At 69.7% G+C, this 24,127-nt stretch carries 26 protein-coding genes and 1 tRNA gene; 15 read left to right on the plus strand and 12 right to left on the minus strand.

What is annotated here, in order from left to right:
* Positions 1–4: 4 nt before the first annotated feature.
* Positions 5–823 carry an ABC transporter permease gene (locus WFJ97_RS09940; protein WP_336641372.1) on the minus strand — a complete coding sequence of 273 codons (819 nt, stop codon included), beginning with the start codon at positions 821–823 and terminating at the stop codon, positions 5–7.
* The gene (locus WFJ97_RS09945; RefSeq protein WP_247633376.1) at positions 820–1,731 is read right to left on the minus strand and encodes an ABC transporter ATP-binding protein; all 912 of its coding nucleotides are present in this window, start codon (positions 1,729–1,731) and stop codon (positions 820–822) included. The genes WFJ97_RS09940 and WFJ97_RS09945 overlap by 4 nt, the downstream gene beginning before the upstream one ends.
* A gap of 285 nt (positions 1,732–2,016) precedes the next feature.
* On the opposite strand from WFJ97_RS09945, the gene WFJ97_RS09950 reads away from it, so the two are divergent.
* The 4 genes from WFJ97_RS09950 to WFJ97_RS09965 all read left to right on the plus strand — a co-directional run bounded on the left by WFJ97_RS09950 (position 2,017) and on the right by WFJ97_RS09965 (position 5,706).
* On the plus strand, positions 2,017–2,229 hold the full coding sequence (locus tag WFJ97_RS09950; RefSeq protein WP_247624006.1) for a hypothetical protein: 213 nt from the start codon (positions 2,017–2,019) through the stop codon (positions 2,227–2,229).
* 188 nt (positions 2,230–2,417) lie between these two features.
* Positions 2,418–3,065: an RNA polymerase sigma factor gene (locus tag WFJ97_RS09955; protein ID WP_336641373.1), complete on the plus strand. Its 648-nt coding sequence runs from the start codon at positions 2,418–2,420 to the stop codon at positions 3,063–3,065.
* The gene (locus WFJ97_RS09960) at positions 3,062–4,048 is read left to right on the plus strand and encodes a hypothetical protein (protein WP_336641374.1); all 987 of its coding nucleotides are present in this window, start codon (positions 3,062–3,064) and stop codon (positions 4,046–4,048) included. The genes WFJ97_RS09955 and WFJ97_RS09960 overlap by 4 nt, the downstream gene beginning before the upstream one ends.
* Positions 4,049–4,086: 38 nt before the next feature.
* Complete coding sequence (locus WFJ97_RS09965) at positions 4,087–5,706, plus strand: hypothetical protein (protein WP_336641375.1); 1,620 nt, start codon at positions 4,087–4,089, stop codon at positions 5,704–5,706.
* A 24-nt stretch (positions 5,707–5,730) separates the two neighbouring features.
* Here WFJ97_RS09965 and WFJ97_RS09970 read toward each other — a convergent pair whose 3' ends face one another.
* The 5 genes from WFJ97_RS09970 to WFJ97_RS09990 all read right to left on the minus strand — a co-directional run bounded on the left by WFJ97_RS09970 (position 5,731) and on the right by WFJ97_RS09990 (position 9,831).
* A complete protein-coding gene (locus WFJ97_RS09970; RefSeq protein WP_336641376.1) occupies positions 5,731–6,309 on the minus strand; it encodes a DUF4291 domain-containing protein in 579 nt (192 codons plus the stop codon).
* Positions 6,310–6,463: 154 nt separating this feature from the next.
* Complete coding sequence (locus WFJ97_RS09975) at positions 6,464–7,258, minus strand: hypothetical protein (protein WP_336641377.1); 795 nt, start codon at positions 7,256–7,258, stop codon at positions 6,464–6,466.
* Positions 7,255–7,902 (minus strand): hypothetical protein, encoded by a 648-nt coding sequence (locus WFJ97_RS09980; protein ID WP_336641378.1) that lies wholly within the window; start codon positions 7,900–7,902, stop codon positions 7,255–7,257. The genes WFJ97_RS09975 and WFJ97_RS09980 overlap by 4 nt, the downstream gene beginning before the upstream one ends.
* A gap of 97 nt (positions 7,903–7,999) precedes the next feature.
* On the minus strand, positions 8,000–8,989 hold the full coding sequence (locus WFJ97_RS09985) for an aldo/keto reductase (protein WP_336641379.1): 990 nt from the start codon (positions 8,987–8,989) through the stop codon (positions 8,000–8,002).
* A gap of 44 nt (positions 8,990–9,033) precedes the next feature.
* Positions 9,034–9,831 (minus strand): siderophore-interacting protein, encoded by a 798-nt coding sequence (locus WFJ97_RS09990; protein ID WP_336641380.1) that lies wholly within the window; start codon positions 9,829–9,831, stop codon positions 9,034–9,036.
* An 80-nt stretch (positions 9,832–9,911) separates the two neighbouring features.
* Between WFJ97_RS09990 and WFJ97_RS09995 the strand changes: the two genes are divergently transcribed.
* Complete coding sequence (locus WFJ97_RS09995; RefSeq protein WP_336641381.1) at positions 9,912–10,433, plus strand: hypothetical protein; 522 nt, start codon at positions 9,912–9,914, stop codon at positions 10,431–10,433.
* A 41-nt stretch (positions 10,434–10,474) separates the two neighbouring features.
* Here the strand turns inward: WFJ97_RS09995 and WFJ97_RS10000 are convergent, their stop codons facing one another.
* Entirely contained in the window at positions 10,475–11,266 is a 792-nt protein-coding gene (locus tag WFJ97_RS10000; RefSeq protein ID WP_336641382.1) for an SDR family NAD(P)-dependent oxidoreductase, read from the minus strand.
* Positions 11,267–11,351: 85 nt separating this feature from the next.
* On the opposite strand from WFJ97_RS10000, the gene WFJ97_RS10005 reads away from it, so the two are divergent.
* Both WFJ97_RS10005 and WFJ97_RS10010 read left to right on the plus strand, forming a co-directional pair.
* The gene (locus WFJ97_RS10005; protein WP_336641383.1) at positions 11,352–11,837 is read left to right on the plus strand and encodes a MarR family winged helix-turn-helix transcriptional regulator; all 486 of its coding nucleotides are present in this window, start codon (positions 11,352–11,354) and stop codon (positions 11,835–11,837) included.
* A 554-nt stretch (positions 11,838–12,391) separates the two neighbouring features.
* A complete protein-coding gene (locus WFJ97_RS10010) occupies positions 12,392–12,703 on the plus strand; it encodes a hypothetical protein (protein ID WP_336641384.1) in 312 nt (103 codons plus the stop codon).
* Between the two features lie 127 nt (positions 12,704–12,830).
* Here the strand turns inward: WFJ97_RS10010 and WFJ97_RS10015 are convergent.
* Positions 12,831–12,913: transfer RNA gene (locus WFJ97_RS10015), tRNA-Leu, on the minus strand.
* A gap of 178 nt (positions 12,914–13,091) precedes the next feature.
* On the opposite strand from WFJ97_RS10015, the gene WFJ97_RS10020 reads away from it, so the two are divergent.
* From WFJ97_RS10020 to pknB, 7 genes are read left to right on the plus strand one after another with little or no spacing between them, the layout of a single operon-like run.
* Positions 13,092–13,808: a DUF3662 and FHA domain-containing protein gene (locus tag WFJ97_RS10020; RefSeq protein WP_336641385.1), complete on the plus strand. Its 717-nt coding sequence runs from the start codon at positions 13,092–13,094 to the stop codon at positions 13,806–13,808.
* A complete protein-coding gene (locus tag WFJ97_RS10025; RefSeq protein ID WP_336641386.1) occupies positions 13,801–14,337 on the plus strand; it encodes an FHA domain-containing protein FhaB/FipA in 537 nt (178 codons plus the stop codon). Before WFJ97_RS10020 ends, WFJ97_RS10025 begins: the two co-directional genes overlap by 8 nt.
* A gap of 7 nt (positions 14,338–14,344) precedes the next feature.
* Complete coding sequence (locus tag WFJ97_RS10030; protein ID WP_247633389.1) at positions 14,345–15,652, plus strand: PP2C family protein-serine/threonine phosphatase; 1,308 nt, start codon at positions 14,345–14,347, stop codon at positions 15,650–15,652.
* Positions 15,649–17,034 carry an FtsW/RodA/SpoVE family cell cycle protein gene (locus tag WFJ97_RS10035; RefSeq protein WP_247624022.1) on the plus strand — a complete coding sequence of 462 codons (1,386 nt, stop codon included), beginning with the start codon at positions 15,649–15,651 and terminating at the stop codon, positions 17,032–17,034. Before WFJ97_RS10030 ends, WFJ97_RS10035 begins: the two co-directional genes overlap by 4 nt.
* The gene (locus WFJ97_RS10040; RefSeq protein ID WP_247624023.1) at positions 17,031–18,485 is read left to right on the plus strand and encodes a penicillin-binding transpeptidase domain-containing protein; all 1,455 of its coding nucleotides are present in this window, start codon (positions 17,031–17,033) and stop codon (positions 18,483–18,485) included. Before WFJ97_RS10035 ends, WFJ97_RS10040 begins: the two co-directional genes overlap by 4 nt.
* The gene (locus WFJ97_RS10045; protein WP_336641387.1) at positions 18,482–20,260 is read left to right on the plus strand and encodes a protein kinase domain-containing protein; all 1,779 of its coding nucleotides are present in this window, start codon (positions 18,482–18,484) and stop codon (positions 20,258–20,260) included. The genes WFJ97_RS10040 and WFJ97_RS10045 overlap by 4 nt, the downstream gene beginning before the upstream one ends.
* 54 nt (positions 20,261–20,314) lie before the next feature.
* Positions 20,315–22,009 (plus strand): Stk1 family PASTA domain-containing Ser/Thr kinase, encoded by a 1,695-nt coding sequence (pknB, locus tag WFJ97_RS10050; protein ID WP_308209919.1) that lies wholly within the window; start codon positions 20,315–20,317, stop codon positions 22,007–22,009.
* Between the two features lie 22 nt (positions 22,010–22,031).
* On the opposite strand, the gene WFJ97_RS10055 is transcribed toward pknB, so the two are convergent.
* Genes WFJ97_RS10055 through WFJ97_RS10065 form a run of 3 tightly spaced genes read right to left on the minus strand, consistent with a single transcriptional unit; the run spans position 22,032 to position 23,624 of the window.
* On the minus strand, positions 22,032–22,661 hold the full coding sequence (locus tag WFJ97_RS10055) for an anthranilate synthase component II (protein WP_247633393.1): 630 nt from the start codon (positions 22,659–22,661) through the stop codon (positions 22,032–22,034).
* Positions 22,658–22,813 (minus strand): hypothetical protein, encoded by a 156-nt coding sequence (locus WFJ97_RS10060; RefSeq protein WP_247633394.1) that lies wholly within the window; start codon positions 22,811–22,813, stop codon positions 22,658–22,660. Before WFJ97_RS10060 ends, WFJ97_RS10055 begins: the two co-directional genes overlap by 4 nt.
* A gap of 16 nt (positions 22,814–22,829) precedes the next feature.
* Positions 22,830–23,624 carry a class E sortase gene (locus tag WFJ97_RS10065; protein WP_336641388.1) on the minus strand — a complete coding sequence of 265 codons (795 nt, stop codon included), beginning with the start codon at positions 23,622–23,624 and terminating at the stop codon, positions 22,830–22,832.
* Between the two features lie 102 nt (positions 23,625–23,726).
* Between WFJ97_RS10065 and WFJ97_RS10070 the strand changes: the two genes are divergently transcribed.
* A complete protein-coding gene (locus WFJ97_RS10070; protein ID WP_247624028.1) occupies positions 23,727–23,966 on the plus strand; it encodes a cell division protein CrgA in 240 nt (79 codons plus the stop codon).
* Positions 23,967–24,127 lie beyond the last annotated feature (161 nt).

The following is a 24,127-nucleotide window of genomic DNA, read 5'->3' on the forward strand; positions in this document are numbered from 1 at the left end:
GACTCTACGCGTCGCGAGTGCGCAGCACGCCCCACGCGGTGAGCAGCGTCGCGAGGACCCAGGCGCCGAGCGTCAGGTACGCGACGGGCGTCTCGAGCGGTCCGCCCGAGAGGATGAGGCTCTGCGCCGCCGAGGAGGGCAGGTACATCCCGGCATCCGACACCCACTTCCAGGCCTCGCCGGCGATCGAGAACATGCTCGCCACGATCGGCAGCACGAACAGCAGACCGACGGTCGCTGCGATCGCTCCGGCGCCCGAGCGCAGGATGAACCCGAAGGCGACACCGATCAGCGCGAACACGGCCATCGAGAGCGACGCCGTGAGGATCGGCCCGAACGACAGGTCGAAGTCCGACCAGTCGATGCCCTGGTCGCGACCGGCCACGACGGCCGACACGGCAACCGCCGTGATGCCGAAGATGATCAGCGACGACACGAAGAGGAACACCGCGAGTACGACCGACTTGGCGGCCAGCACCGAGCCGCGACCCGGGTTGGCGGTGAGCGTCGAACGGATCATGCCCGTCGAGTACTCGCCGGTGACCGCGATGGCACCGAGGATGCCGGCGAGCAGCATCGTGAACTGGATCGGCGAGACGACCGCCTGGATCGGCTCGAAGCCGGGCATGTCGACGGCCGAGGCGAAGAGCACCGCGATGCCGATGGTGAGGGCCGCGGCGATCGCGATCGACCACCAGGTGGAACGCACCGTGGTGAGCTTGATCCACTCGCCGCGCAGCGCGCGCACGAAGGTCAGGCGGTAGCGGGTGTCGACCTGGTGCGGCACGGCGGCGCGGGGCGGGGTGAGGGCCGGGGCGGTCATGCGATCTCCTTCGTCCGGTACTCGACGGCCTCGCCGGTGAGCGCGAGGTACGCGTCCTCCAGCGATCCGGTGGTCGGGGTGAGTTCGTGCAGGGCGACGCCCCGCTCGGCGGCGAGGTCGCCGATGCGCGAGGCGGGCAGGCCCGTGATGTCGAACAGATCGGGAGCGGTGCTCACGATCTCGACGTCGGGCCCCGCCACCAGCTGCGCGAGTGCCGCACCGTGCGGGGTGCGCACGCGCACGCGGTTCGTGGTCCAGGCCCGCACGAGGTCTTCGAGCGGAGCATCCGCCAGTACCTTGCCGCGCCCCATCACGATGACGTGGTCGGCGGTCTGCGCCATCTCGCTCATCAGGTGGCTCGAGAGCAGCACGGTGCGCCCCTCGGATGCCGCGTGCCGTACGAACTGACGCACCCAGCGCACGCCCTCGGGGTCGAGACCGTTGACCGGCTCGTCGAGGATGAGCGTGTGCGGGTCGCCGAGCAGCGCCGACGCGATGCCGAGGCGCTGCCCCATGCCGAGCGAGAACTTGCCGGCGCGCTTGCGGGCGACCGATCCGATGCCGGCGAGGTCGATGACCTCATCGACGCGCGACGCGGGGATGCCGTGGGTCGCCGCCATCGCGCGCAGGTGGTTGCGGGCGGTGCGGCCGGTGTGCACGGCCTTCGCGTCGAGCAGCACGCCCACCTCGGTGAGCGGCGCCCCGAGCTTGCGGTACTCGCGGCCGCCGACGGTCGTGCGGCCCGACGTGGGGCGGTCGAGCCCGACGATCATCCGCATCGTGGTCGACTTGCCCGCACCGTTGGGCCCGAGGAAGCCGGTGACGGCTCCGGGCTTGATCGTGAACGACACGTCATCGACGGCCGTCTTGTCTCCGAACCTCTTCGTGAGGCCTTCTGCTGTGATCATGTGCTCCACGCTACGAGCGGCGGAGACCCCAGCGCATCCGCCGCAGGTACCGTCTTGCGGATGACCGGCGTACGACCTGCGGAGGATGCCCCGAGACGCCGCGCAGGTCGCAGCGAGACACCACATTCTCCGCGAGACACCACGGCACGCGTGATGTCTCGCGCTCGACGTGGTGTCTCGACGGCCCGCTCCCGCCGCGCCTGTCAGGAATCCGTCGTACGTGCAAAGAGAGGGGCGCGAGAGCACACGACCCGCGCTGTAGCGTCGCTCGCGGAGGGGGAGACCGTGCAACGACTCGTGTGGGTGATGCTGCTGGTGCTGGGTCTCGCGGCGGTGGCGACCGCCGTGGTGCTGCGGCTGTGGACCCTCCGGCATCCGCTGATCGACGCCGAACCGGTGCCGACCCTGCTCGTCGCCGTCTTCTTCCTCGGCCTCGCGATCGTCGTCGTCGCGACGATCGGCAACGTCGTGCTCACGGCGATCGATCGCCGCGCATGACCCCGAAGAGAAGTGTGTAAGGAATCGACCGTTCGAGCCAAAGAGCGGATGCCGCCGCTCCGCGCCCCCGATCGATACTGAGAGTCGGGGGGCCGGCTCGTGCGCCCCGTCGAGGGGCTGACACGGGGCGCACGAGTGCTCCCTCCCGGTACCGTGAGGGAGCAGGGAAGAGACGGAGCGGGGTGGCGATGCGTCTGCGATCGGACCCTCGCGCGCGCCTGCGGGTCGTGCTCGCCGAGGTCGACGGCCGGATCGCGCGCGAACGCGCTCACGCCACTCGCACGGGAACGACGAGAGCGACGGGTGCGACAGGAGCGACGGGCGCACCGGGCGCCCCGGCACCGCGGAGCAAGGCCGTCGCCTTCCGCATCCTGTTCGACGAGCACCTGCCCCGGGTGCGCCGTCACCTCTCGTGCTTCCTCGACGACCGGAGCGAGGTCGAGGAGATCGCCGCTGACGTCTTCGTCGTGGCGTGGAAGAAGCTCCAACCCGAGAATCCGATGGGGATCACCTGGCTGATCCGCACGGCCGACAACAAGCTGCGCGACGCCGCCCGGCGCGATCGTTCGAAGCGCCGGGCGATCGACGCACTCACTCGTGGCCTGCAGGAGACCTCCGACGCACTGCATCCGCTCGAAGCCCTCGCCCTGCGCGAGGCGATCATCACACTGAGCGCCCGCGAACGCCAGGTCGTCGTGCTCACGTACTGGGACGAGCTCAGCGCCGGGGAGGTGGCGCAGGTGCTCCGGTGCAGCGCGGCCGCGGTCTGGACGACGCTCACCCGCGCACGCGCCAAACTGCGCCGGCAGCTCGAGGCGAAGGAGGCGGACGCATGACCCTCACCGACGACCGGCTCGACGAGCTCTTCGCGCTCGCGCACCCCTCTCCCGCCCGCGAGACCGCGCTGCGCGCCCAGGACATCGCCCTGCGGGAGCGGATCATCCGCGGCGACGTCGCCCCGCGGCGAGCGCCGCACCGGCGCGGGATCTGGGCGGCCGGTCTGACCACCGCCGTCGCCGCCTGCGCGATCGTCGCACTGATCGCCGTGAACGTGCTCGCTCCCGACCAGCGGGCGGTCGCCCTCACCCCGCCGCCCCTCATCTATACGGATGCCGAGCCGCTCGGCGCGGTGCTCGCCGATGCGCACGCGGCGCTCGCTGACGGCGACGGACCGGTGCAGGCACCGCATGTGGAGCTCGTGACCTGGGGCTGGAGCATCGACATGTCGGAGAAGAACATCGAGGTGATCCCGCAGGACGTCACGATCGACTGGACGCTCGACGAGGGCGGCGTCACGACGATCGTCGCCGGCGAGCCCTACTGGGAGGACGGCGAGCGACCCGCCGGCCTCGGCGAGAGTCCGTACGAGCCGGGGGAGCTGATCGACCGCGTCACGATGACGCCCGAGCAGTTCAACATCCCGCCCGCCACGGCCGCACTCGACGGGTCGAGTCCCGACGAGCTGAAGGCCGCGCTCGCCCCCTATCTGAGCGACGATCCGGCGCCGACGTCGGGAGAACTCGGGGCGGCCATCGTCTCGTTGATGTCGCAGTGGACGCTCACCGACGCGCAGCACGCGACCCTCCTCGACATGCTCGTCGATGCCGGCGGGGTGACCGTGCTCGGCCGCACGACCGATCGACTCGGGCGCGACGTGGTGGGCCTCGAGGTCGCCGAACCGTCCAACCCGCTCTACCGGCTCACCGTGCTCGTCTCACGCGAGACCGGGCGCATCGTCGGCACAGAGGACGAGCTCACCGAACCCCTCGACTTCATCCCCGCGGGCGTGACCGGCTACACGCTCTGGGACGAGGGCTAACGGCGCGCCGCACGGCACGCCGTTAGCCTGGTGGGGTTATGAGCGAAACGCGAGCGATCGACGAGGCCCCTCTCTACTCCGCCGAGTTCCTGATGACGGCGCTGCCCGACTTCCTCGAAGAGGTCTGGCGTCGGGACTCACGGCGGCCCGATGACCTTCTCGCCGCCGTCTCCGCGGTGGGCCTGACCGTCGATGACGACGCCCGTGTCGCCGCGGTACGGCCGGCGGCACCCTTCCGGTTCCGACTGGCGGAGGCGGGAGAGGCGACGCTCGAACGCAAGCTGAGGGCTGCCGTCACGAAGCGCCTGGGCAAGGCATCGGGCGACGACCGAGCCTGGAACATCGGCCGCTTCCGTGCCGGACTGATCGCCTCGGCGACGCGCGTGGAGGTGCGCCTGTTCGCCGTGTACGCGGTGACCGAGATGCGTGCGGCGGCGGTCGAATGGCTCGAGGGAACGGATGCCGAGGACTGGGCGATCCGCCACCGCTTCATCGATGGCCGGTCGCCGTCGGAGCAGGCGGCCGACGCCTCGCGTGAGCACTTCGTGCCCCGCTCGCACCTCGACCTCGACGACGAGGAGAGCCCGCGCGTCACGCTTCTCCTCCCGGCCACCACGCGTGCGCCCGGCTCCCGTGCGGCCGATGATGCGGGTCGTCTCGCCGACATCGAGAGCTACGTCACGGAGGCGCTCGGCCCCGCCACGGAAGAGGGGCGATGGGCGCGCGGCGCCCGCGAGTTCACCCTTCGACCCGGCGCCCCGACGAGTCGACGCCCCTACGTCAATGCCGCGTTCGCCACGGTCGCCACGGCAGGCCCGGCGGGCACGTCAGGCCCGGCGGGCGCGTCAGGCCCGGCGGCCACGGCCCCGGCGGCGGCCCCGGCGGCGAGCGACGCAGCCCCGGCGACCGCGCCGGAGTCCGCCCGACCGAAGGCGCCGGAGTACTCCCCCGACCACCTGCTGACCGCGATCCCTGCTCTGATCGACGACCTCTGGCGACGGGAATCGCGCGACGCCGATGCGATCCTCGCGGCTTTCGAGGCGAACGGCCTGGCCGCCGACGACGTGCGACCGGAGCTCTCGTCGCTGCATCCGTACGTCCATCTCGTCTTCACCGCCGAGCCGGATGCCGGCTTCGAGCGGCGTCTGCGCGCCGCGATCACGAAGCGAGTCGGCAAGCCGTCCGGCACCGACAAGCACTGGAACCTCGGGCACCTCACCGCCGCGGTCACCGCCACGAACCGCAGTCTCGGCCTGCGTCTGTCGCCGGAATACTCGGCGATCGAGCTGCGCGACGCCGCGGCCGACTGGCTCCAGGGCGCGGAGGCCACCGCCTGGGCAGCCCGCCACCGCTACCTCGACGATCGCTCCCCGCTCGACAGGGCCGCCGATTCACCACCGCGCTTCTTCCCCTCGGCGGTGCGTGTGTACCTCGACGCGTCGCCCGGCCCGCGCGCAACGTTCTTCATGGCACCGGGCACGCGCGCCCCGGGCACCCGGCCGGACGATGACGACGCGCGCTTGGCGTCGGTGGAGCAGTACCTGACGGAGGCACTGGGACCGGCCGAGGGTCCGGGGCGCTGGGTGCGCGAGAACCGTATCTTCACGATCCGCCGCATGCGCAGCCGCACCCGATCGATCGAGTTCAGAACGCTCTGAGCGGCGGGTGTCCGGCCCGACGGATCAGCGGTCCGAGGGTGTGATCCGCCGCGTCAGCGCCGGCGGCAGCGGGTAGGCGCGCTCCGCGGGCAGCAGACGACGCGCGCGATCAGCCTGACCGCTCTGCACGAGCGTGGCGATCTTGCGGACGGTCGGCGTGAGGTCGTCGATCCCGAGCGTCCACTCGTCGGCGAGCGTGCGGATGACCCCGCGACCCACGCCGACCTGGATGCTGTAGTGGTCGAGTGCCGCACCGCGGATGGAGCGCTCGGGGTCCCACTGCACGTGCACGGCCGCGTCGGCGACGGCATCCGGATGCGAGGTCGTCAGCACCGATCGTGAGAGGGCGGTCTCCCACCCCTCCCTGCTGAGGCGCACCGCGAGGATGCGTTGCTGGCCCGGCTTGCGCGCCCAGTTGCTGCGGTGCACGAGCCAGAGGAACGACGGCTTGATCCACGTCATCCGCGTGAACGAGAAGGGGGTGACGAAGCGGCCGTTCGCGAGCGCCGCATCGGCGATCGCGTCGGAGTACGCCTGGTACATCACGATGCTGTCGGTGTCGTGATCGGCGCGGATGCCGTACATGCGCGACGACTGAGCCATCGGCCCTGCTCCCCTCCACGGCACGCTGAACGCGTGCTCCCCAGGAAGGAAGACGAGTCAGTGCCCGAAATGTGACGCGGATGCCGTGCCCGACGACGCGAGGAGCCTGGGTCCCTGAGCCTGTCGAAGGGTGCCGCCCGAGAAACCCGTCTCCTCACCGATCGGCGAAGACCTCGATGCGGTCGCCGCGCATGATCAGTTCGAGGCCGGTGCCGTCGCCGAAGCGGTCGCGCAGCGCCTGGGGCTGAGCGGAGGTGACCTCGATCCGGATCACCGGCGGGAACGACCCGGCGTCGCACCCCCACGCCGCGATCTGGAAGCCTCCGGAGTCTCCGAGGAGCTCCTCCGTGTCGATCGCGACGATGCACATCGCGTCCGATTCATCGAACGACAGCCACTCCACGCCGCGGGCGATCGTCAGACCGGCGAACTCCTCGAACAGCGCCGCGTCGGGCCCCTTCGCGCCGAACGACTCGGGCCACGAGGCATCCGGGTCGACCGCGATCTCGGCCACCAAACGCGGGTCGGCCGACCGCAAGGCAGAAACGACGACCGCGGATCCGAACGCGGCGAGCGCGATGCACGCCGCGCCCAGCCACAGCCAGGGTGCCGACGGCCGCGGCGTGAAGAGGGTGCGCAGGCGGGAGGGCGACGGATGCTCGGGCTCCGCGTTCTCGGCGTCGATCGCCGGCGGCTCACCGGTGCGAGGGAGTTCGCCGCTGCGGCCGAACTCATCGGGCGCAGCATCCGTCGCCGCCTCCTCGACCGGCGGCGCGGGGGCGACCGAAACGACGGGAACCTCACGAACCGGCACCGTCACGACCAGCGCCGCCGGCGCCGCCTGCGCCTCGAGCGCGCGCAGCCGGGCGATCGCTGCGGGGTCGCCGTCGATGTCGGCATCCCGCCCGTAGGCCCGCGCATGCAGGGCCCGCAGCTCGTCATCGCTCATGCGTCGGCCCGTCCTCCGAGCACGACGACCGAGTCCGCTCGCGATCGGGCGGCCCGCAGGGCCACCGCGCCGAGCACACCGGTCGCGACGATCCGGGTGAGCAGGAGGACGTTGGCGACGAGCACGATCGCGTTCATGTCGGTCACCGCTCCCGAGAGCAGGAAGAACTCCATGAGCGAGGCGAGCACGACCGCGGCGAGCACTGCCGCCGGGGTGTACCGCCACGGGTCGGGCAGGGTGCTGCGAGTGAAGCCCGCGACGACCACGCCGCTCAGCGCGATCTTGACGATCGCGTCGATGAACACGGGCGCCGAGGAGGACACGCCGAACACGGCGAGCAGCAGGGGCGGGCCGGCGACGATCCAGACGGCCAGAAGGCCCAGGGCGACGATCGCGCTCCTGCGCAACCCGACCGACGGATGCCTCACCCCGGCGATCGCCGCGGTGATCAACGCGAGACCGAACCCCGCCGACGTCGCCACGCTCAGTGCGCTGAGCACGCCCCCGTCGAGCGTGCCGGGCAGACTGCGATACGCGGCGAGCAGGGCCGTCAGCAGGAACAGCGCTCCCGAGGACACCCACCAGCGCGACCACCGCACCGGTGCACTCTCGACGGCGATCGGCGGGGTCTCCGGTCGGCTCATCGCCCATCACCGTCCTTGGTCATGTGTGCTCGCAGCTCTCTCCCGAGCGTACCGACGCGCTCGACCTGCGGCTCCCCGCAGAACCCTGCGGCGCCTCTCAGAACCCCTCGGCCTCGCGGGGCGTGTAGGCGCCTTCGAGCGCGTCGATCTCGGCGGGTTCGAGACGGATGCCGACGGCCGCGACCGCGTCGTCGATGTGGGCCGCACGGGTGGCGCCGACGATGGGCGCGGTGACCGCCGACTGCTGCGCGACCCAGGCGAGGGCGATCTGCGCGCGGGAGACGCCCCGATCGGATGCCACACGGGCGACGGCCTCGACGATCGCCCGGTTGGACTCCTCTTCGCGGTGGTAGAGCGTCGCGCCGAAGGCATCCTTCCCCGTGCGATTCGTCGTCTCGTCCCAGTCGCGGGTCAGGCGGCCCCGCGCGAGCGGCGACCACGGCAGCACCCCGACGCCGGAGTCGAGACAGAACGGATGCATCTCCCGTTCCTCCTCACGCTGCAGCAGGTTGTACTGGTCCTGCATCGAGACGAACGGGGTCCACCCGTTCTTCACGGCGACATGCTGCGCCTTCGCGAACTGCCACGCCCACATCGACGAGGCGCCGATGTACCGCGCCTTGCCCGAGCGCACGATGTCGTGCAGCGCCTCCATCGTCTCCTCGATCGGCACCTCGGGGTCCCACCGGTGGATCTGGTACAGGTCGACGTAGCCGGTGCCGAGGCGCCGCAGGCTCGCGTCGATGCCCGAAAGGATGTGCCCGCGGCTGAGGCCGGCCTGGTTCGCGCCGGGTCCCATGCGCCCGTGCACCTTGGTGGCGAGCACGATCTCGTCGCGGCGGGCGAAGTCGGCGAGCGCACGGCCGACGAACTCCTCGCTCGTGCCGTCGGAGTAGACGTCAGCGGTGTCGAACGTCGTGATCCCCGCTTCGAGGGCCTGCCGGATGAGGGGTCGGCTCGACTCCTCATCGAGCGACCAGCCGTGCGCGCCGCGATCCGGGGCGCCGAAGCTCATGCATCCGAGCACGACGGGCGAGATGCGCAGCCCCGATCGTCCGAGTCGTACGTGGTCACCGGGCTCGATCATGAGTTCTTCCTTCTCGTGGATGTTCGACGGATGCCGGACGGCGACTACTCGATCTGCCCGATCGGCTCGCGCTTCTCGGCCTGGAACTGGTCCTCAGCGCGACCGCGCGCCCAGTACGCCGAGATCGAGAGCGACTCGCGGGGCACCTCGCGCTGCTTCAGCAGTGCGCGCACCTCCTTGATCGTGCCGCGCTCCCCGTGGGCGAAGACCCCGGGGGTGCCGTCGGCCCAGGGCAGGTCGGCGAGGGCGGTGAGCAGTTCTTCGTCGGTGGCGGTCCAGCGCACGCTCACGCCGGAGGGCGCCGCGGGCAGCACCCGGTCCGACGGGTCGGCGACCGTCAGGATCACGTGGCCGACGGCATCCGATTCCATCGCTTCGACCGCCGAGGAGATCGCCGGCAGCGCCGTGTGGTCGCCGACGAGAAGATGCCAGGGCGTCGACGGCTCGGGTCGATACCCGCCCCCGGCACCGCTCACGACGAGGGTGTCGCCCGGCTGCGCCCGGCGGGCCCACGGACCCGCGACGCCCTCGTCACCGTGCACGACGAAGTCGATCACGATCAGGCGCGCCTCGGGGTCGGCCGAACGGACCGTGTAGGTGCGCCGCGTCGGGAGCTTCTCGGGGCTCTCCTCGCGCAGCTGCGCCAGATCGTACGGCGGCACGAGGCCGTGACGGGGGTCGGCGAAGAGGATCTTCACGTACTTGTCGGTGTAGACGTTGTCGGTGAAGTCCGCGTAGCCGTCGCCGCCGGCCGTGATGCGGATCAGATCGGGACTGACCTGCTCGACCTCCTGCACGGTGAGAACTGCTTGTGCGGGTGGCTTACGAGGCTGGTCGGTCATCTGCATCTCCCGGGGTGTCGAACGTTCCCTCCAGTCTGCCCGGGATGCGAGGGGTGAGGGCGCCCTGACATGATGAGCGGGTGATCTTCCGGCCCCGACGCGGTGTGATGGCGGGCGCGGTCCTCCTGGCCGCAGCCGTCGTGCTGAGCGCATGCGCGGCCACGCCCTCGCCCGCAGCCCCGTCGGATGCCCCGGCCGCCGAGACACCGATCACGGCCTCACCTCTCCCGAGCGCGTCGCCGGCCGGCGACCTCGGCCCGGTCGAGAGCTTCCTCGCCTGGCTCGAAGCCTCGCGCGCCCCCGACGCCGAAGCGGCGTGCGCCGGCCTCTCCCCCGAACTCGCCGCGCGCATGATCGCCGAACTCAACGGCAGCGGTGCGTTCGCGGTGAGCACCTGCGCCGAGATGATCACCGCCACCGCCGAGCTGTATCGCGCGACCGCGCAGAGCAGCGAGGTCGATGTGACGATCCAGGAGCAGACCGAGAACGACGCCACCCTCTTCGTGACCTACCTCGCTTCCGGCGATTGCGGCACTGTCGTCATGACGCGCGAGGTGACCGGTTGGATCATCACCGAGAGATCCGAGGAGTGTGCCGTCTGATCCGTTCGCGGCTGATCCGTTCGCGCTGATCCGTTCGCGGCTCACAGCATCGCGGTGAGCACGCCTCCGTCGGCGCGGAGGGCGGCACCATTGGTCGCCGAGGCCACGGGGCTCGCGAGGTACGTGACGAGGCTCGCGATCTCGGTCGGCTCGAGGAATCGCTCGAGCAGCGTCGTGGCGTTCTGGCCGATGATCGCCTGCTTCATGGCGTCGGCGGGCAGCGACTGCGCTTCGGCCACCGCCGCCACGGTCGCGGCCACCCCGTCGGAGTACGTGGGTCCGCCGAGCACCGTGTTCACGGTGACCTCGGTGCCGCGGGTGAGCTTGGCGAGGCCGTTGGTGAGGGCGATCATCGCCGCCTTGGTCACGCCGTAGTGCACCATGTCGGCGGGAACGTTCACGCCGGACTCGCTGCTGATCGAGACGATGCGCCCCCACCCGCGATCGAGCATGCCGTCGAGAACCTGCCGCGACAGGCGCACGGCGCTCATGAGGTTCACGTCGAGGTAGCGCGACCACTCGTGGTCGGAGGTCGCCGAGAAGTCGGCGAGGCCGAACAGTCCGACGTTGTTGACGAGGATGTCGACGTCGCCGAGATCGGCGAGAAGGCGCGCGACCTCGTCGGGCTTCGCGAAGTCGGCGACGAGACCGTTCGGGTGGGATTCCGGATGCTCCGCCCCGAGCCGCGCGACGGCGCTGTCGAGGCGCTCGGCGTCGCGACCGTTAAGCGTCACCTGCACGCCCTCCGCGGCGAGCGCTGCGGCGATGGCGTAGCCGATCCCCTGGGTCGAGCCGCTGACGAATGCCCTCTTGCCTGCGAGTCGTAGATCCATGTGCGATGTCCTTTCACTTGCTTGAGCAAGTCAAGGTACAGGCTTTCACTTGTCCAAGCAAGTCAATTCGGGATACCCTGAGGCAATGCCGAAGACGAACTCCGACCACGGCCTGAGCTCCGACGAGCTCGCGATCTGGGCCGCGCTCGCCACCCTGCTCGAGCGCCTGCCCACCGCCCTCGACGCGCAGCTGCAGCGCGACAGCGGGCTCACGCACTTCGAGCACGGCATCCTCTTCGCCCTGCACAGCGCCCCCGAGCGCACCCTGCGTCTCAGCGTGCTCGCCGCCTACGCGAGCTGCACGCTGTCGCGCCTGTCGCGCGCGGTCTCCCGACTCGAGACGAAGGGGTGGGTGCGTCGCGAGATCGACCCGAGCGACGGACGCTTCACCCTCGGCATCCTCACCGACGCCGGCGCGCAGGTGGTCGCCGAGTCGACTCCCGCCCACCACGCGCTCATCCGCAGCCTCGTGTTCGACACCCTCACGGATGCCCAGGCGCGGCAGCTGGGCGTCATCAGTCGAAAGGTGGCGGAGGGAATCGGCCCCGGGGGTGTGTGGAGTCCGGCTTAGAAAGACGCGGAACTCTCACGTGTCGCCGTGAGGAGCGACCCCCTACTCGAAGACTCGCAGGAATTCTCCGACACGCTCTCCACGGTCGGTACCGCTCCCCGATGCACTGATTTCCGCACTCACGGCTCCCGCTCCCATCCGGAGCGGCAAGGCCCCGCATGCCATCGTGTTCTGGAAGTCGCCTCGGTAGGCGTATAGACAGATCGGGGTGGAGGGGTCGGCGCCCGCAGCGATGAAGAATCGAGCACCGCCACTGCTCTCCCCGAGGGACCGGATCGTGTCCGGGGCAACCATCTCGAGCTGGTCGGCAGTCATGCCTGCAGGAGGCTCTGCTGGCTGGCCGCTGGAAAGTACGGCTTCAATCGCCGATGGCGCACACCCCGTCAGTATCGCCAGCAGTGCGCCAGCGGCTGCGAGTGCGGACAGTCGGCGGCGTGCATCCATCTCTTCAGGTTAGAGCTCGCCTCGAGCCGATGGCCAGGTGAGCCTTCAGGGCAGCGTCGGTTCGGCAACGCGTACCCGGTCCCTATGGCCATGCAGGACATGATGGGCAGATGCGCTCCGCAACGGGATGGCTTCTGATCGCGGCGATGACGGTCGTCTCGCTGCTCTTCCTCGCGCTGGTGGCAACCTTCCGGTTCGCGATTCCCCTCATCGACCCCGCACCGCTCCCTCCTGACTACGGCATGCAGGCTGCGGTGGCGTTCGTCACCATGGGCACGGCACTCGTGGGCGGGATCGGAGCAGGCTTCCACGCCTCTCGGCACCCCCAAGAACGCGCCGTGATCGTGGGATGGGCAGGAGTCGCATTGCTGATCGGCACCGTTCTGGGAACGGTCCTGGCGTTCACGCTGAGCGCACGCTAGGGCGCGCTGCCGAGGACGTCTCGCGCCTCCTGTCCAACGGTCTTCGAGGGAGGAAGTCGTACCCGACGAAGCACTGGCTGCAAAGAAAAGGCCCGGTTCCACAGGAACCGGGCCTTTCAACTCGCTGTGCGCGAGGGGGGACTCGAACCCCCACGCCCGCAAGGACACTGGCACCTGAAGCCAGCGCGTCTACCATTCCGCCACTCGCGCGAGTGTCTCGCTCCGAAGAACTCAACCTCGTAAGGCTATCACGCGTCGCGACCCCACGAGAAACTCCCCCCGCACCCCGGAAAACCCCGGAAATCCGCGACTCCGAGCCCGTCGCGGGGCGGATCCTCAGCACACCTGGCTACGATGTCCCTACCAGTTGGCATGCCAGAGGAGCCCAGTGGGACTACTTGACAGCTTTGAGAAGGGTCTCGAGCGCGCCGTGAACGGCGCGTTCGCGAAGACCTTCCGCAGCGGCATCCAGCCGGTGGAGATCGCTTCGGCGCTGCGGCGCGAGGCCGATACGAAGGCGGCGGTCGTCAGCCGCGACCGCATCATCGCGCCCAACAACTACGTCGTGCGCCTCAGCGCCGACGACGCCGAGCGGATGCGCGGACTCGGCGGCGCTCTGACCGACGAGCTGTACGCCCTGCTCACGAAGCACTCGAAGTCGCAGGGCTACAGCTTCGGCGGCCCGCTCTCGATCGTGCTCGAACCCGACGAGAAGGTGTCGACGGGTACGGTGCGCGTCAGCTCCGGAACGGTCGAGGGCCGTGTGAGCTGGGAGGCGGTGGTCGACGTCGACGGTCGCCGGCACCGCATCACCCGCGCGCGCACCGTCATCGGACGCGGCACGGATGCCGACATCACCATCGCGGATGCCGGATCGAGCCGTAAGCACGCCGAGATCCTCTGGGACGGCGAGCGCGCCATGATGCGCGACCTCGGCTCCACCAACGGCACCAAGGTGAACGGGCAGAAGCTGCGCGAAGCGGCCCTCCCCTCCGACACCACGATCACGATCGGTCGCACCGATCTCGTCTTCCGCGTGGTGCCGCAGACGGTACCTGCGCGTGTCAGCGACGCCACCCGTGCGTTCGGAGGCATCCATGAGTGAACTGGTCCTCCTGCTCCTGCGCATCGGTTTCCTGGTGCTGCTGTGGTTCTTCGTGTTCGGCGTGGTCTACTCGCTGCGCGCCGATCTCTTCGGCGTGAAGGTGCGCAAGCTCCCCGCCGAGGCCGCTGCGGGTGCCCCGGCATCCGGCTCCGCGGCTCCGGCCGCCCCCGTCGCGAAGCCGGCCTCGGCGAAGCCCGCCTCCGCCAAGCCCTCCACGGGTCCGGCGACCGTCGCGACCGCCCAGCGTCTCGTCATCACCTCGGGCCCGAAGGCGGGGCTCGAACTCCCCCTCGGCAACGACACCCTCACGATCGGCCGCTCGAGCGAGTCCGCCCTCGTGATCCGAGACGACTACACGTCCAGCCACCACGCCCGCCTGATCCTGCGCGGCGACTCGTGGGCGGTGCAGGACCTCGACTCCACCAACGGCACGTTCGTCGCGGGCCAGCGCGTCGGCAACTCCCCCGTCTCGCTGTCGCTCGGCACCCCCATCAAGGTGGGCGCCACGACCTTCGAGCTGCGAGCCTGACGCCGGCATGGTCTTCGAGGGCTCGAGCGCCGCGATCTCCCATACGGGCAAGATCCGCTCCAACAACCAGGACTCCGGGTACTCCGGAGCCAACCTGTTCGTCGTCGCCGACGGCATGGGCGGTCACGCCGGCGGTGACGTCGCATCGAGCCTCGCGATCCAGCGCCTCGAACCGCTCGATCAGGCGTACGCCTCGACCGACGACGCGCAGGCATCGCTGCAGGCGGCGGCGACGACCGCGGCGGGCGATCTCATCCGTGCCGCGAAGGACCGCCCCGAGCTCGCGGGCCTGGGCACCACGGTCAGCGCTATCATCATGGTCGACGAGTACGCGGTCATCGGCCACATCGGCGACTCGCGCATCTACCTGTACCGCGACGACGCCCTGACGCAGATCACGGCCGACCACACCTTCGTGCAGCGGCTCGTCGACTCGGGCCGCATCACGCCCGAGGAGGCGCGCTACCACCCGCGTCGCTCGGTGCTCATGCGCGTGCTCAGCGACATGGACTCCGACCCCGAGCTCGACATGTTCGTCATGCCGACGCAGCCGGGCGATCGCTGGCTGCTCTGCTCCGACGGCCTCTCGGGGGTCGTCGACGAGAACCGCATCCTCAAGGCGATGCGCCTGGGCCTCGCGCCGGGGCGCACGGCCGACAACCTCCTCAAGCAGGCCCTCGACGGCGGCGCCCCCGACAACGTCACGATCGTGATCGTCGACGTCGGCGGACAGCATCCGCTCTCCTCCGGAACGCCCACGATCGTCGGCGCGGCCTCGAACCCCTCGGGCATCATCGTGCCGCCCGTGCGCGCCCCGCGCGGCAACTGGCTGCACCCGGTGCGCCAGGCGGCCAACGATCCCACCCACTTCGAGCCGGCCGCCGAGTACCTCGAAGAGCTCATCGAAGAGGATCGTCGGCGCGCGACCCGTCGCCGGGTCGGCTGGATCGCCGCGATGCTCCTGGTGCTCGCGATGCTCGGCTTCGCCGCGTTCGCGGCCTACAGCTGGACGCAGACCCGCTACTTCATCGGCGCCGACGACGACAGCGTGGTGATCTTCCAAGGCGTGCAGCAGAACATCGGCCCGATCACCCTGTCGACGCCCGTCGAAGACACCGACATCCTGCTCGCGAACCTGCCGGAGTACCAGCGCGCGTCGGTCGAGCGCACGATCACGGCCCGCTCGCTGTCGGATGCCATGGCCATCGTCGATCGTCTGCGGGCGGGTGCCGATGCCAACGCGCTGCCGACCCCGCTCCCCACACCGACGCCGACGCCTTCCGAGACTCCGGCCGAGGACGGAGGTGACGGATGAGCACCGACGTCTCCGCCGACACCGCGGTCCTCAAGGCGCTCAAGCGCATCCGCACCCCGCAGAAGCAGCGCAACCGCGAGTTCTGGCTGCTCCTGTTCGCCGTGCTGATCGCGGGCTCCGCGCTCACTCTCGTGCAGCTCGGCGCCCTCGGCACCGTCGACCCCGTCATCCTCGCGATCGGCGGCGGCCTGGCCGTGCTCGCGTTCGCCCTGCACATCGTGCTGCGGGTCGTCGCGTCGGATGCCGATCCCTTCGTCGTCCCGATCGCGACCCTGCTCACGGGGCTCGGCATCGCGATGATCTACCGGATCGACATCGCCAAGTCGTTCACCGGGTGGGATGCCTATTCGACGAAGCAGCTCGCCTGGACCGGCATCTCGTTGGCGGGCGCGATCGCCGCGGTGATCCTGCTGCGCAACTACCGCGTCCTCTTCCGCTACACGTACATCTTCGGCTTCGCGGGCATCGTGTTCCTGCTGCTGCCGTTCGTGCCCGGCCTGCGCATCCCCGACGCGAATGCGGCCGTGTGGGTGTCGCTCGGCGGGGCGTTCGCCTTCCAGCCGGGTGAGATCGCGAAGATCTGCCTCGCGATCTTCTTCGCGGGCTACCTCGTGCGCACGCGTGAGAGCCTCACCTCGGTCGGCACGCGCTTCCTCGGCATGACCTGGCCGCGCATGCGCGAGCTGGGTCCGGTGCTGGTGGTGTGGCTGATCTCGCTCGGCATCATCGTGCTGCAGCGCGACCTCGGTACCGGAACCCTGATCTTCGGCATGTTCGTGGCGATGCTGTACGTCGCCACCGGCAAGACCAGCTGGGTCGTCATCGGCCTCGGGCTCGTGGCGGCGGGTGTCGCGCTCGCGACCCAGATCCTCAGCTACGTGCGCGGGCGCTTCATCAACTGGCTGTTCCTGTTCGACCCGAACCAGGTCGACCCCGAGCGTGCCGGCTACCAGCCCATGCAGGGGCTCTTCGGTCTCGCGCACGGCGGGATGCTCGGTACCGGTTGGGGCCAGGGCCGCCCCTGGGTCACTCCCCTGGCCCACAGCGACTACATCATCACCAGCCTCGGTGAGGAGATCGGCCTGATCGGCCTGTTCGCGATCCTCTGCCTGTACATGGTGTTCGTCAGTCGCGGGGTGCGCATCGGTCTCGCCGGTCAGGACGACTTCGGCAAGCTGCTCGCGATCGGGTTCTCGTTCACGATCGCCCTCCAGGTCTTCATCATGGTCGGCGGTGTCACCCGCCTCATCCCGCTGACGGGTCTGACCACGCCGTTCCTCGCCGCGGGCGGTTCGTCGCTCGTCGCCAACTGGCTCATCGTGGCACTGCTGCTGCGCATCTCCGACGGCGTGCGCCGCCAACCGAGGGTGGTGATCGGATGACCCGTGAGTTACGTCGCCTGAGCATCGTGATGCTCTTCATGTTCATCGCGCTGTTCGCCGCCACCAGCTGGATCCAGGTCGTCGACGCCGATGCGCTGGCCCAGAACGACAACAACCAGCGCACGCGCCTCGACAGCTATGAGATCCAGCGCGGCTCGATCATCATCGACGGTACGAACGTCGCCACCTCCGTGCCGTCCGACGATCGCTATCAGTTCCAGCGCGTGTATGCCGACGCCGGCATGTGGGCGCCCGTCACCGGATACTTCAACGCCGCCCTCGATTCCCGCACCGGCATCGAGCAGGCGATGAACGCCGATCTCTCGGGAACCGGATCGAGCGCATTCTTCTCCGAGATCGAGCGCATCCTCTCCGGGCAGCCGCAGACCGGCTTCAGCGTCGAGCTTTCCCTCGACGCCGCGGCCCAGAAGGCCGCCTACGATGCGCTCGGCGGGCTCCAGGGCGCGGTCGTCGCGATCGAACCCAGCACGGGCCGCATCCTGGCGATGGTCTCGACGCCCGGTTTCGACACGAACCTGCTCGCCACGCACGATGCGGATGCCGCGAACGCGACGTACGACCAGCTGGTGCAGGATCCGCTCAAGCCGCTCTCCAACCGCGCGATCGCCGGCGACCTCAACCCGCCGGGCTCGACGTTCAAACTCGTCGTTGCGGCCGCGGCCTACGCGAGCGGCGACTTCACGCCCGACTCCACGCTTCCGAACCCCGCGTCGTACACGCTTCCCGGGTCGAGCAACCGCGTCTCGAACGCATGGGGAGGCACCTGCGGCGGCGGTGAGACCGTCACGATCGCCGAGGCGATCCGCCTGAGCTGCAACATCCCCATGGCCGAGCTCGCGGTGAAGCTCGGAGACGACGCGATCCGCGAGATGGCGGAGAAGTTCGGCTACAACCAGAGCTTCGAGACGCCGCTCGTCTCGACCGCCTCGAGCTACCCGCGCGCGCTCGACGACGCGCAGACGGCCCTCTCCGGATTCGGACAGGGACAGGTCACGGCGACGCCGTTGCAGGTCGCGATGATCTCGGCCGGAATCGCGAACGACGGCCTGGTGATGAACCCGCGGATGGTCGATCAGGTGATCGGCAACGACCTCTCGGTCGTGCGTTCCTACGACGACACCGAGTTCGGACGTGCGCTCGAGCCCGACATCGCCGACGAGGTGACGGATGCCATGGTCGCGAGCGTCTCAACGGGTGCTGCGCAGGGTGCAAGAATAGACGGGATCGACGTGGCCGGTAAGACCGGCACCGCTGAGAACGGAAACAAGCCGCACACGTTGTGGTTCACCGGCTTCGCGCCGGCGGACGACCCCGCTGTGGCGGTGGCAGTCGTCGTCGAAGACGGCGGAGGACAGGGTCAATCCGGATCCGGCGACACGATCGCCGCTCCGATTGCGAAGAAGGTCATAGAGGCGGTGCTGGGCAGATGAGACCGACGCAGGGTGTGTCGTTCGGTGGTCGTTACGAGCTGCAGTCGCGTATCGCGATCGGTGGCATGGGTGAGGTCTGGGAGGCGACGGATCACGTCATCGGACGTACCGTCGCGATCAAGATCCTCAAGGACGAGTACATGGGCGACCCCGGGTTCCTCGAGCGCTTCCGCGCCGAGGCCCGTCACGCCGCACTCGTCAACCATGAGGGCATCGCGAGCGTGTTCGACTACGGCGAGGAGAACGGCAGCGCCTATCTCGTCATGGAGCTCGTGCCCGGCGAGGCGCTGTCGACCGTGCTCGAGCGCGACGGCGCGCTGAGCGCCGACAAGACTCTCGACATCGTCGCCCAGACGGCATCCGCTCTGCAGGCCGCGCACGCGGCGGGTCTCGTCCACCGCGACATCAAGCCGGGAAACCTGCTGATCACGCCCGACGGCCGCGTCAAGATCACCGACTTCGGTATCGCGCGCATCGCCGACCAGGTGCCGCTCACGGCCACCGGTCAGGTCATGGGAACCGTGCAGTACCTGTCGCCCGAGCAGGCCTCGGGTCACCCGGCCTCCCCCGCGACCGACACCTACTCGCTCGGCATCGTCGCCTACGAATGCCTTGCCGGGAAGCGCCCCTTCACGGGCGAGTCGCAGGTGGCGATCGCGATGGCGCAGATCAACGAGCAGCCGCCGCCGCTGCCGCCGACCGTGCCGATCCCCGTGCAGAACCTCGTCATGGCGATGATCGCGAAGAAGCCGAGCGACCGTCCGTCGTCGTCGGCCACCGTCGCGCGCGCCGCTCAGGCGCTGCGCCGCGGCGACCTGAACTCCGCGGCGATCGCCGTGCCCGCCATCGCGACGGGCGGCGTCGCCGACGACGCGACGCGCATCCTCACCGCGAGCGGAGACGACGGGGCGACCCGCGTGCTGCCGACCACGGCGCAGCTCCCCACCGGAGCCGGCGACGACGAGGCGACCGACGCCAAGAAGAAGAAGCGCAGCCCGTGGACGTGGCCGCTGGTCGCTCTGATCGCCCTGCTGGTGATCGTGCTCGGCGGAACCGTCTTCGCGCTCATGAACCAGGGCGACAGCGACGCCGACCCGACGCCGAGCACGTCGACCTCGCGCACCCCCACCCCGAAGCCCACTCCGACAGAGACGGAGACGCCCGCCCCGGAGCCGGTCGATGTCGATGCCCTGCAGTTGCCGGGTATGTCGTGCGACGCGGCTCTCGCCGCCGCGCGCGGTGCGGGCCTCGTCCCCAACTGCGTGACCGGAACGACCGTCGCCCCGTCCGCCGACCTCGTCGGCGCTGTCGAGCGCGTGGAGCCCCGTGGCTCGGTGGACGTGGGCAGTGACATCACGCTCTACCTCTACGCCGACCAGGCCGCGGTCGGAGCACCGACCAACGCGCCGACGTTCTCGGGGACGTTCCTCGAGGGCGGCTCTGCGACGATCAACTGGACGGCGTTCTCCTGCCCGAACGGCACCGGAACCCTTTCCTCCTACGAGGTGACAATCACGAACGCCTCGTTCGCGGGTCCCGGCCAGCCGGCCGTGACCACGAAGAGCTTCGGACCGAACGAGACCACGGCGGGAATCTCGATCAACACCGGCACCGCAGGGCAGGTCGTGACCGGCACCTACAAGGCCTTCTGCGGTGATCGCGAGTCCGGAAATTCTCCCCAGGGACAGTCGACCGCCATCCAGGGAGCGGCCGTCGATCCGGGCAACGGCGACGACGGAGGAGACAGTGGGAACGGCGGGAACTCAGGCAACTGAGGGTAGCCTTTACTCCACCACACATCACGTCCAGTTGTCCCAGGGGGGTCATCCGTGTCCACAGAGCCACGCGTTCTCGCGGGTAGGTACCGCGTCGACGAGCTCATCGGGCACGGCGGCATGGCGAAGGTCTACCGCGGGTACGACCTGACCCTCGGGCGCGAGGTCGCGATCAAGATCCTCGATCCCGACCTGGCGCGCGACACCGCGTTCCGCACCCGGTTCCGGCTCGAGGCGCAGGCGGCGTCGCGCATGTCGCACCCCTCGATCGTGCGCGTCTTCGACGCGGGCGATTCTGCGGCGGACGCTTCGTCCGACGATCCGCCCTACATCGTGATGGAACTCGTCAAGGGGACGCTACTCAAGGACATCATCGCGGCCGGCCCCGTGCCGCTCGACGACACGATCCGCTACGTCGACGGCATCCTCGAGGCGCTGAACTACTCGCACCGTGCCGGCGTCGTGCACCGCGACATCAAGCCGGGCAACGTCATGGTCACGCCCGACGGCAAGGTCAAGGTGATGGACTTCGGCATCGCCCGTGCCGTCTCGGACTCCTCGTCGACGGTCGCCGAAACCACGCAGATCATCGGCACGGCCGCGTATTTCTCACCCGAGCAGGCCAAGGGCGAGCCCGTCGACGCCCGCGCCGACCTCTACTCCACCGGCGTGGTGCTCTACGAGCTGCTCACCGGTCGTCAGCCCTTCCGCGGCGAATCGCCCGTGGCGGTCGCCTACCAGCACGTCAGCGAGACCCCGGTGCCGCCGACCGAGCTCAACGAGGACTCCCCGGGTGCCCTCGATCCGATCGTGCTGCGCGCTCTCGCCAAGGACCCGTACCAGCGGTATCCGGATGCCGCGCACTTCCGCTCGGCTCTCGACGCCGCGGTCGCGGGCGAGGCTCCGACGCGCAAGCAACTGGGCGCACTGACGAGCGAGCTCTACGGTGCCAACCCGCGCCAGGCGCAGGAGACGGCTCGATCGCTGCGCCAGCTCAGCACCGACACGACGATGGCGCGCACGCAGTCCGGCCCACCGGTGGCGTGGATCTGGGCCGGTGTGGCCCTGCTCGCCGTGCTCATCGCCTCGGTGTTGTTCTGGGTGGTCACGATGCGTCCCCCCGAGGTGCCGCAGACCGCTCGCGTGGTGCCCGACCTGGTCGACGTCGCCTCCGACCGCGCCCAGGCCGATCTCGCCGAACTCGATCTCGAGGCGAAACTGGTGCTCGAGACGAGCTCCGACATCGCCGAGGGCAACGTCACGCGCACCGATCCGCAGGCCGGTGTCGCCGTCGCGAAGGGCGACCTGGTCACCATCTACGTCTCGACGGGTCAGGAGACGGTCACCGTCCCGGCCATCGAGGGAATGGCGCTCGATGCCGCACGCCAGGCGCTGACGGATGCCGGACTCGAACTCGGCACGGTCATCCAGAGGAACGAACCCGAGATCGCGGGCGACACGGTCATCGAGTCGAGCCAGCCCGCCGACGCCGAGGTCGCGCCCGGAACCGTGGTCAACCTCGTCGTCGCGAGCGGCAAGGTCACACTGCGCAACCTCAGCGGCTTCACGATCGACGCCGCGACGGCCGAGCTCGAGGGTCTCAAGCTCATCGCGAGTCCGATCGACCAGGGGGAGTGCGCCGCGGGTGTCGCGCCGAACACGGTGATCTCGATGTCGGCAGCGCCCGGTGACGTGCCGGTCGGCTCGACGGTCGAGCTGCGCTTCTGCTCGACCGCCCCCGCCGGCTGACTCCGCCGGCTGGCCCCGGGAGTCACACCAGGGGGTGGAGGCCCGCCGACCGCGCCACGGCATCAGTGTCGCCGGCGAGGGCGAGCCAGTTCGCCAGCAGGCGATAGCCGCTCTCGGTGAGCACGCTCTCGGGGTGGAACTGCACGCCGACGATCGGCAGGTCGCGGTGCGCGATGCCCATGACCGTGCCCGACGCCGTGTGCGCGGTCACGCGCAGCGCCTCGGGCAGATCGGATGCCGCGACCCCGAGCGAGTGATACCGCCCGACGTCGAAGGGGGAGCGGATGCCGTCGAACAGCGCCGACCCGTCGTGCACGACCGCCGACACCATGCCGTGCATGAGCTCGGGCGCAGCGGTCACCGGGGCGCCGAAGGCCTCGCCGATCGCCTGGTGCCCGAGGCAGACGCCGAGCAGCGGCATCCGTCGTTCGGCCGCGAGTCGTACGGCATCCACCGACACGCCGGCGTCCGCCGGGGTGCCGGGGCCGGGGGAGAGGAGCAGGGCGTCGAACTCCGGAAGGAGCGCGTCGAGTTCGGCGGCGTCGACGGCGTCCGCCTCGATCATCGAGGTCTCGGCGCCGAGCTCGTGGAGGTAGCCGACCAGGGTGTGCACGAAGCTGTCGTGGTTGTCGACCACGAGCACCCGGGTCATTCGAGGTCGACCTCGCCGGGGTTGATGATGGGGCTGATCCACGGGAAGACGTACCAGAACAGCCCGTAGAGGATCGCGGCGACGACGACGAGCACGATGAGCAGGCGGATCCACCAGGGGCCGGGCAGCAGGCGCCAGATTGCGGCGTACATGTTTCTCCTCGTGCCTCTAGATGGACGGTGCGGCCGGGGGCGGCGGCGGGTCGGTCAGTGCCGGGGGCGGACCCTCGGCACGGGGCTGGAAGCTCTCGAACACTCCGTAGGCGACGATGCGCTCGGCCAGCGAGTACAGGGGAGAGCACGCGGTGAGGGTGATGTAGCGCTCACCGGTCGCGACCTCGGGCATCTGCGGCACGTCGGCGAGCACGTCGGTCTGCGTCGGCTTGACGTACTCGAGGGTGCGGAAGCGGTAGGTGAACCAACCGTCCTTCGTCTCGACGACGATCGCGTCGCCGATCTGGAGCTTGTCGAGCTGGTTGAACGGCTTGCCCCAGGTCGTGCGGTGCCCGGCCATCGCGAAGTTGCCGACCTCGCCCGGCATCTTCGAGTTGGTGTAGACGCCGATGCCGAGGTTGTCGAGCGTGCGGGCACGCGTCGTGCCGCCGTAGATGCCGTAGTTGTAGTCGGCACCGAAGCGCGGGATGTGCATCTGACCGAGCTGCTCGGTGTCGGCCGGTGCGGCGGGGATCACCGGCTCGTAGTACGTCGACCCGTCATCGCCCTCGACGAGTGGCGGGAGCTCGGGCGCGGGACCTGCGGCCCACTGGGCCGAGACGGCCGCGCCCTCTTCGTTCTTCTGGGCGGCGATGATGATGTCGCCGATCCACATCTGCCACGCGACGAACAGCAGGACGAGTACGCCGGCGGTGAGCAGGAGCTCCCCGAGAACGCTCGCGAACGTGGCGCGCGAACGTCGACGGGACCGTCGCGCGCGTCGCCCCCCAGGCACGACGGATGCAGTCATGGCGTGATCTTATCCCGTCGCGCTGTGGGAGCGCCGCGATCGTCGAGGAGCGCCTGGGCATCCGCGCTCGGGATCATCACTCGATTTCGGTACAATGCTGGAATGGCACGAGACCGAAAGACCGAAGAACCCGCTGTCGAGCGCGCCGAAGGCGACGCCGCTCCCAACGCCGTGTGGTTCAAGCCGGTGATGATCGGCTTCATGCTGCTGGGCCTCGCGTGGATCCTCGTGTTCTACATCTCGGGCCAGCAGTTCCCGATCCCGGGTCTCGGCAACTGGAACCTCGGCATCGGCCTGGGCATCGCGCTGATCGGTTTCCTCATGACCACGCGCTGGCGCTGACCTCAGCGTCCACGACTTCCGAAGGCCCCTCGCTCCGGCGAGGGGCCTTCGTCGTTCCGAGCGGGGCTGTATCCCCAGGAACTCACAAGCCGCCCACAGAGTTATCCACAGGTCTATCCACACCTGGGGAGAATTACACGGGTGTTATTCACAGGTGTTAA

Source organism: Microbacterium sp. USHLN272, from assembly GCF_037149655.1.
In the GTDB taxonomy this organism is placed as follows: domain Bacteria; phylum Actinomycetota; class Actinomycetes; order Actinomycetales; family Microbacteriaceae; genus Microbacterium; species Microbacterium galbinum.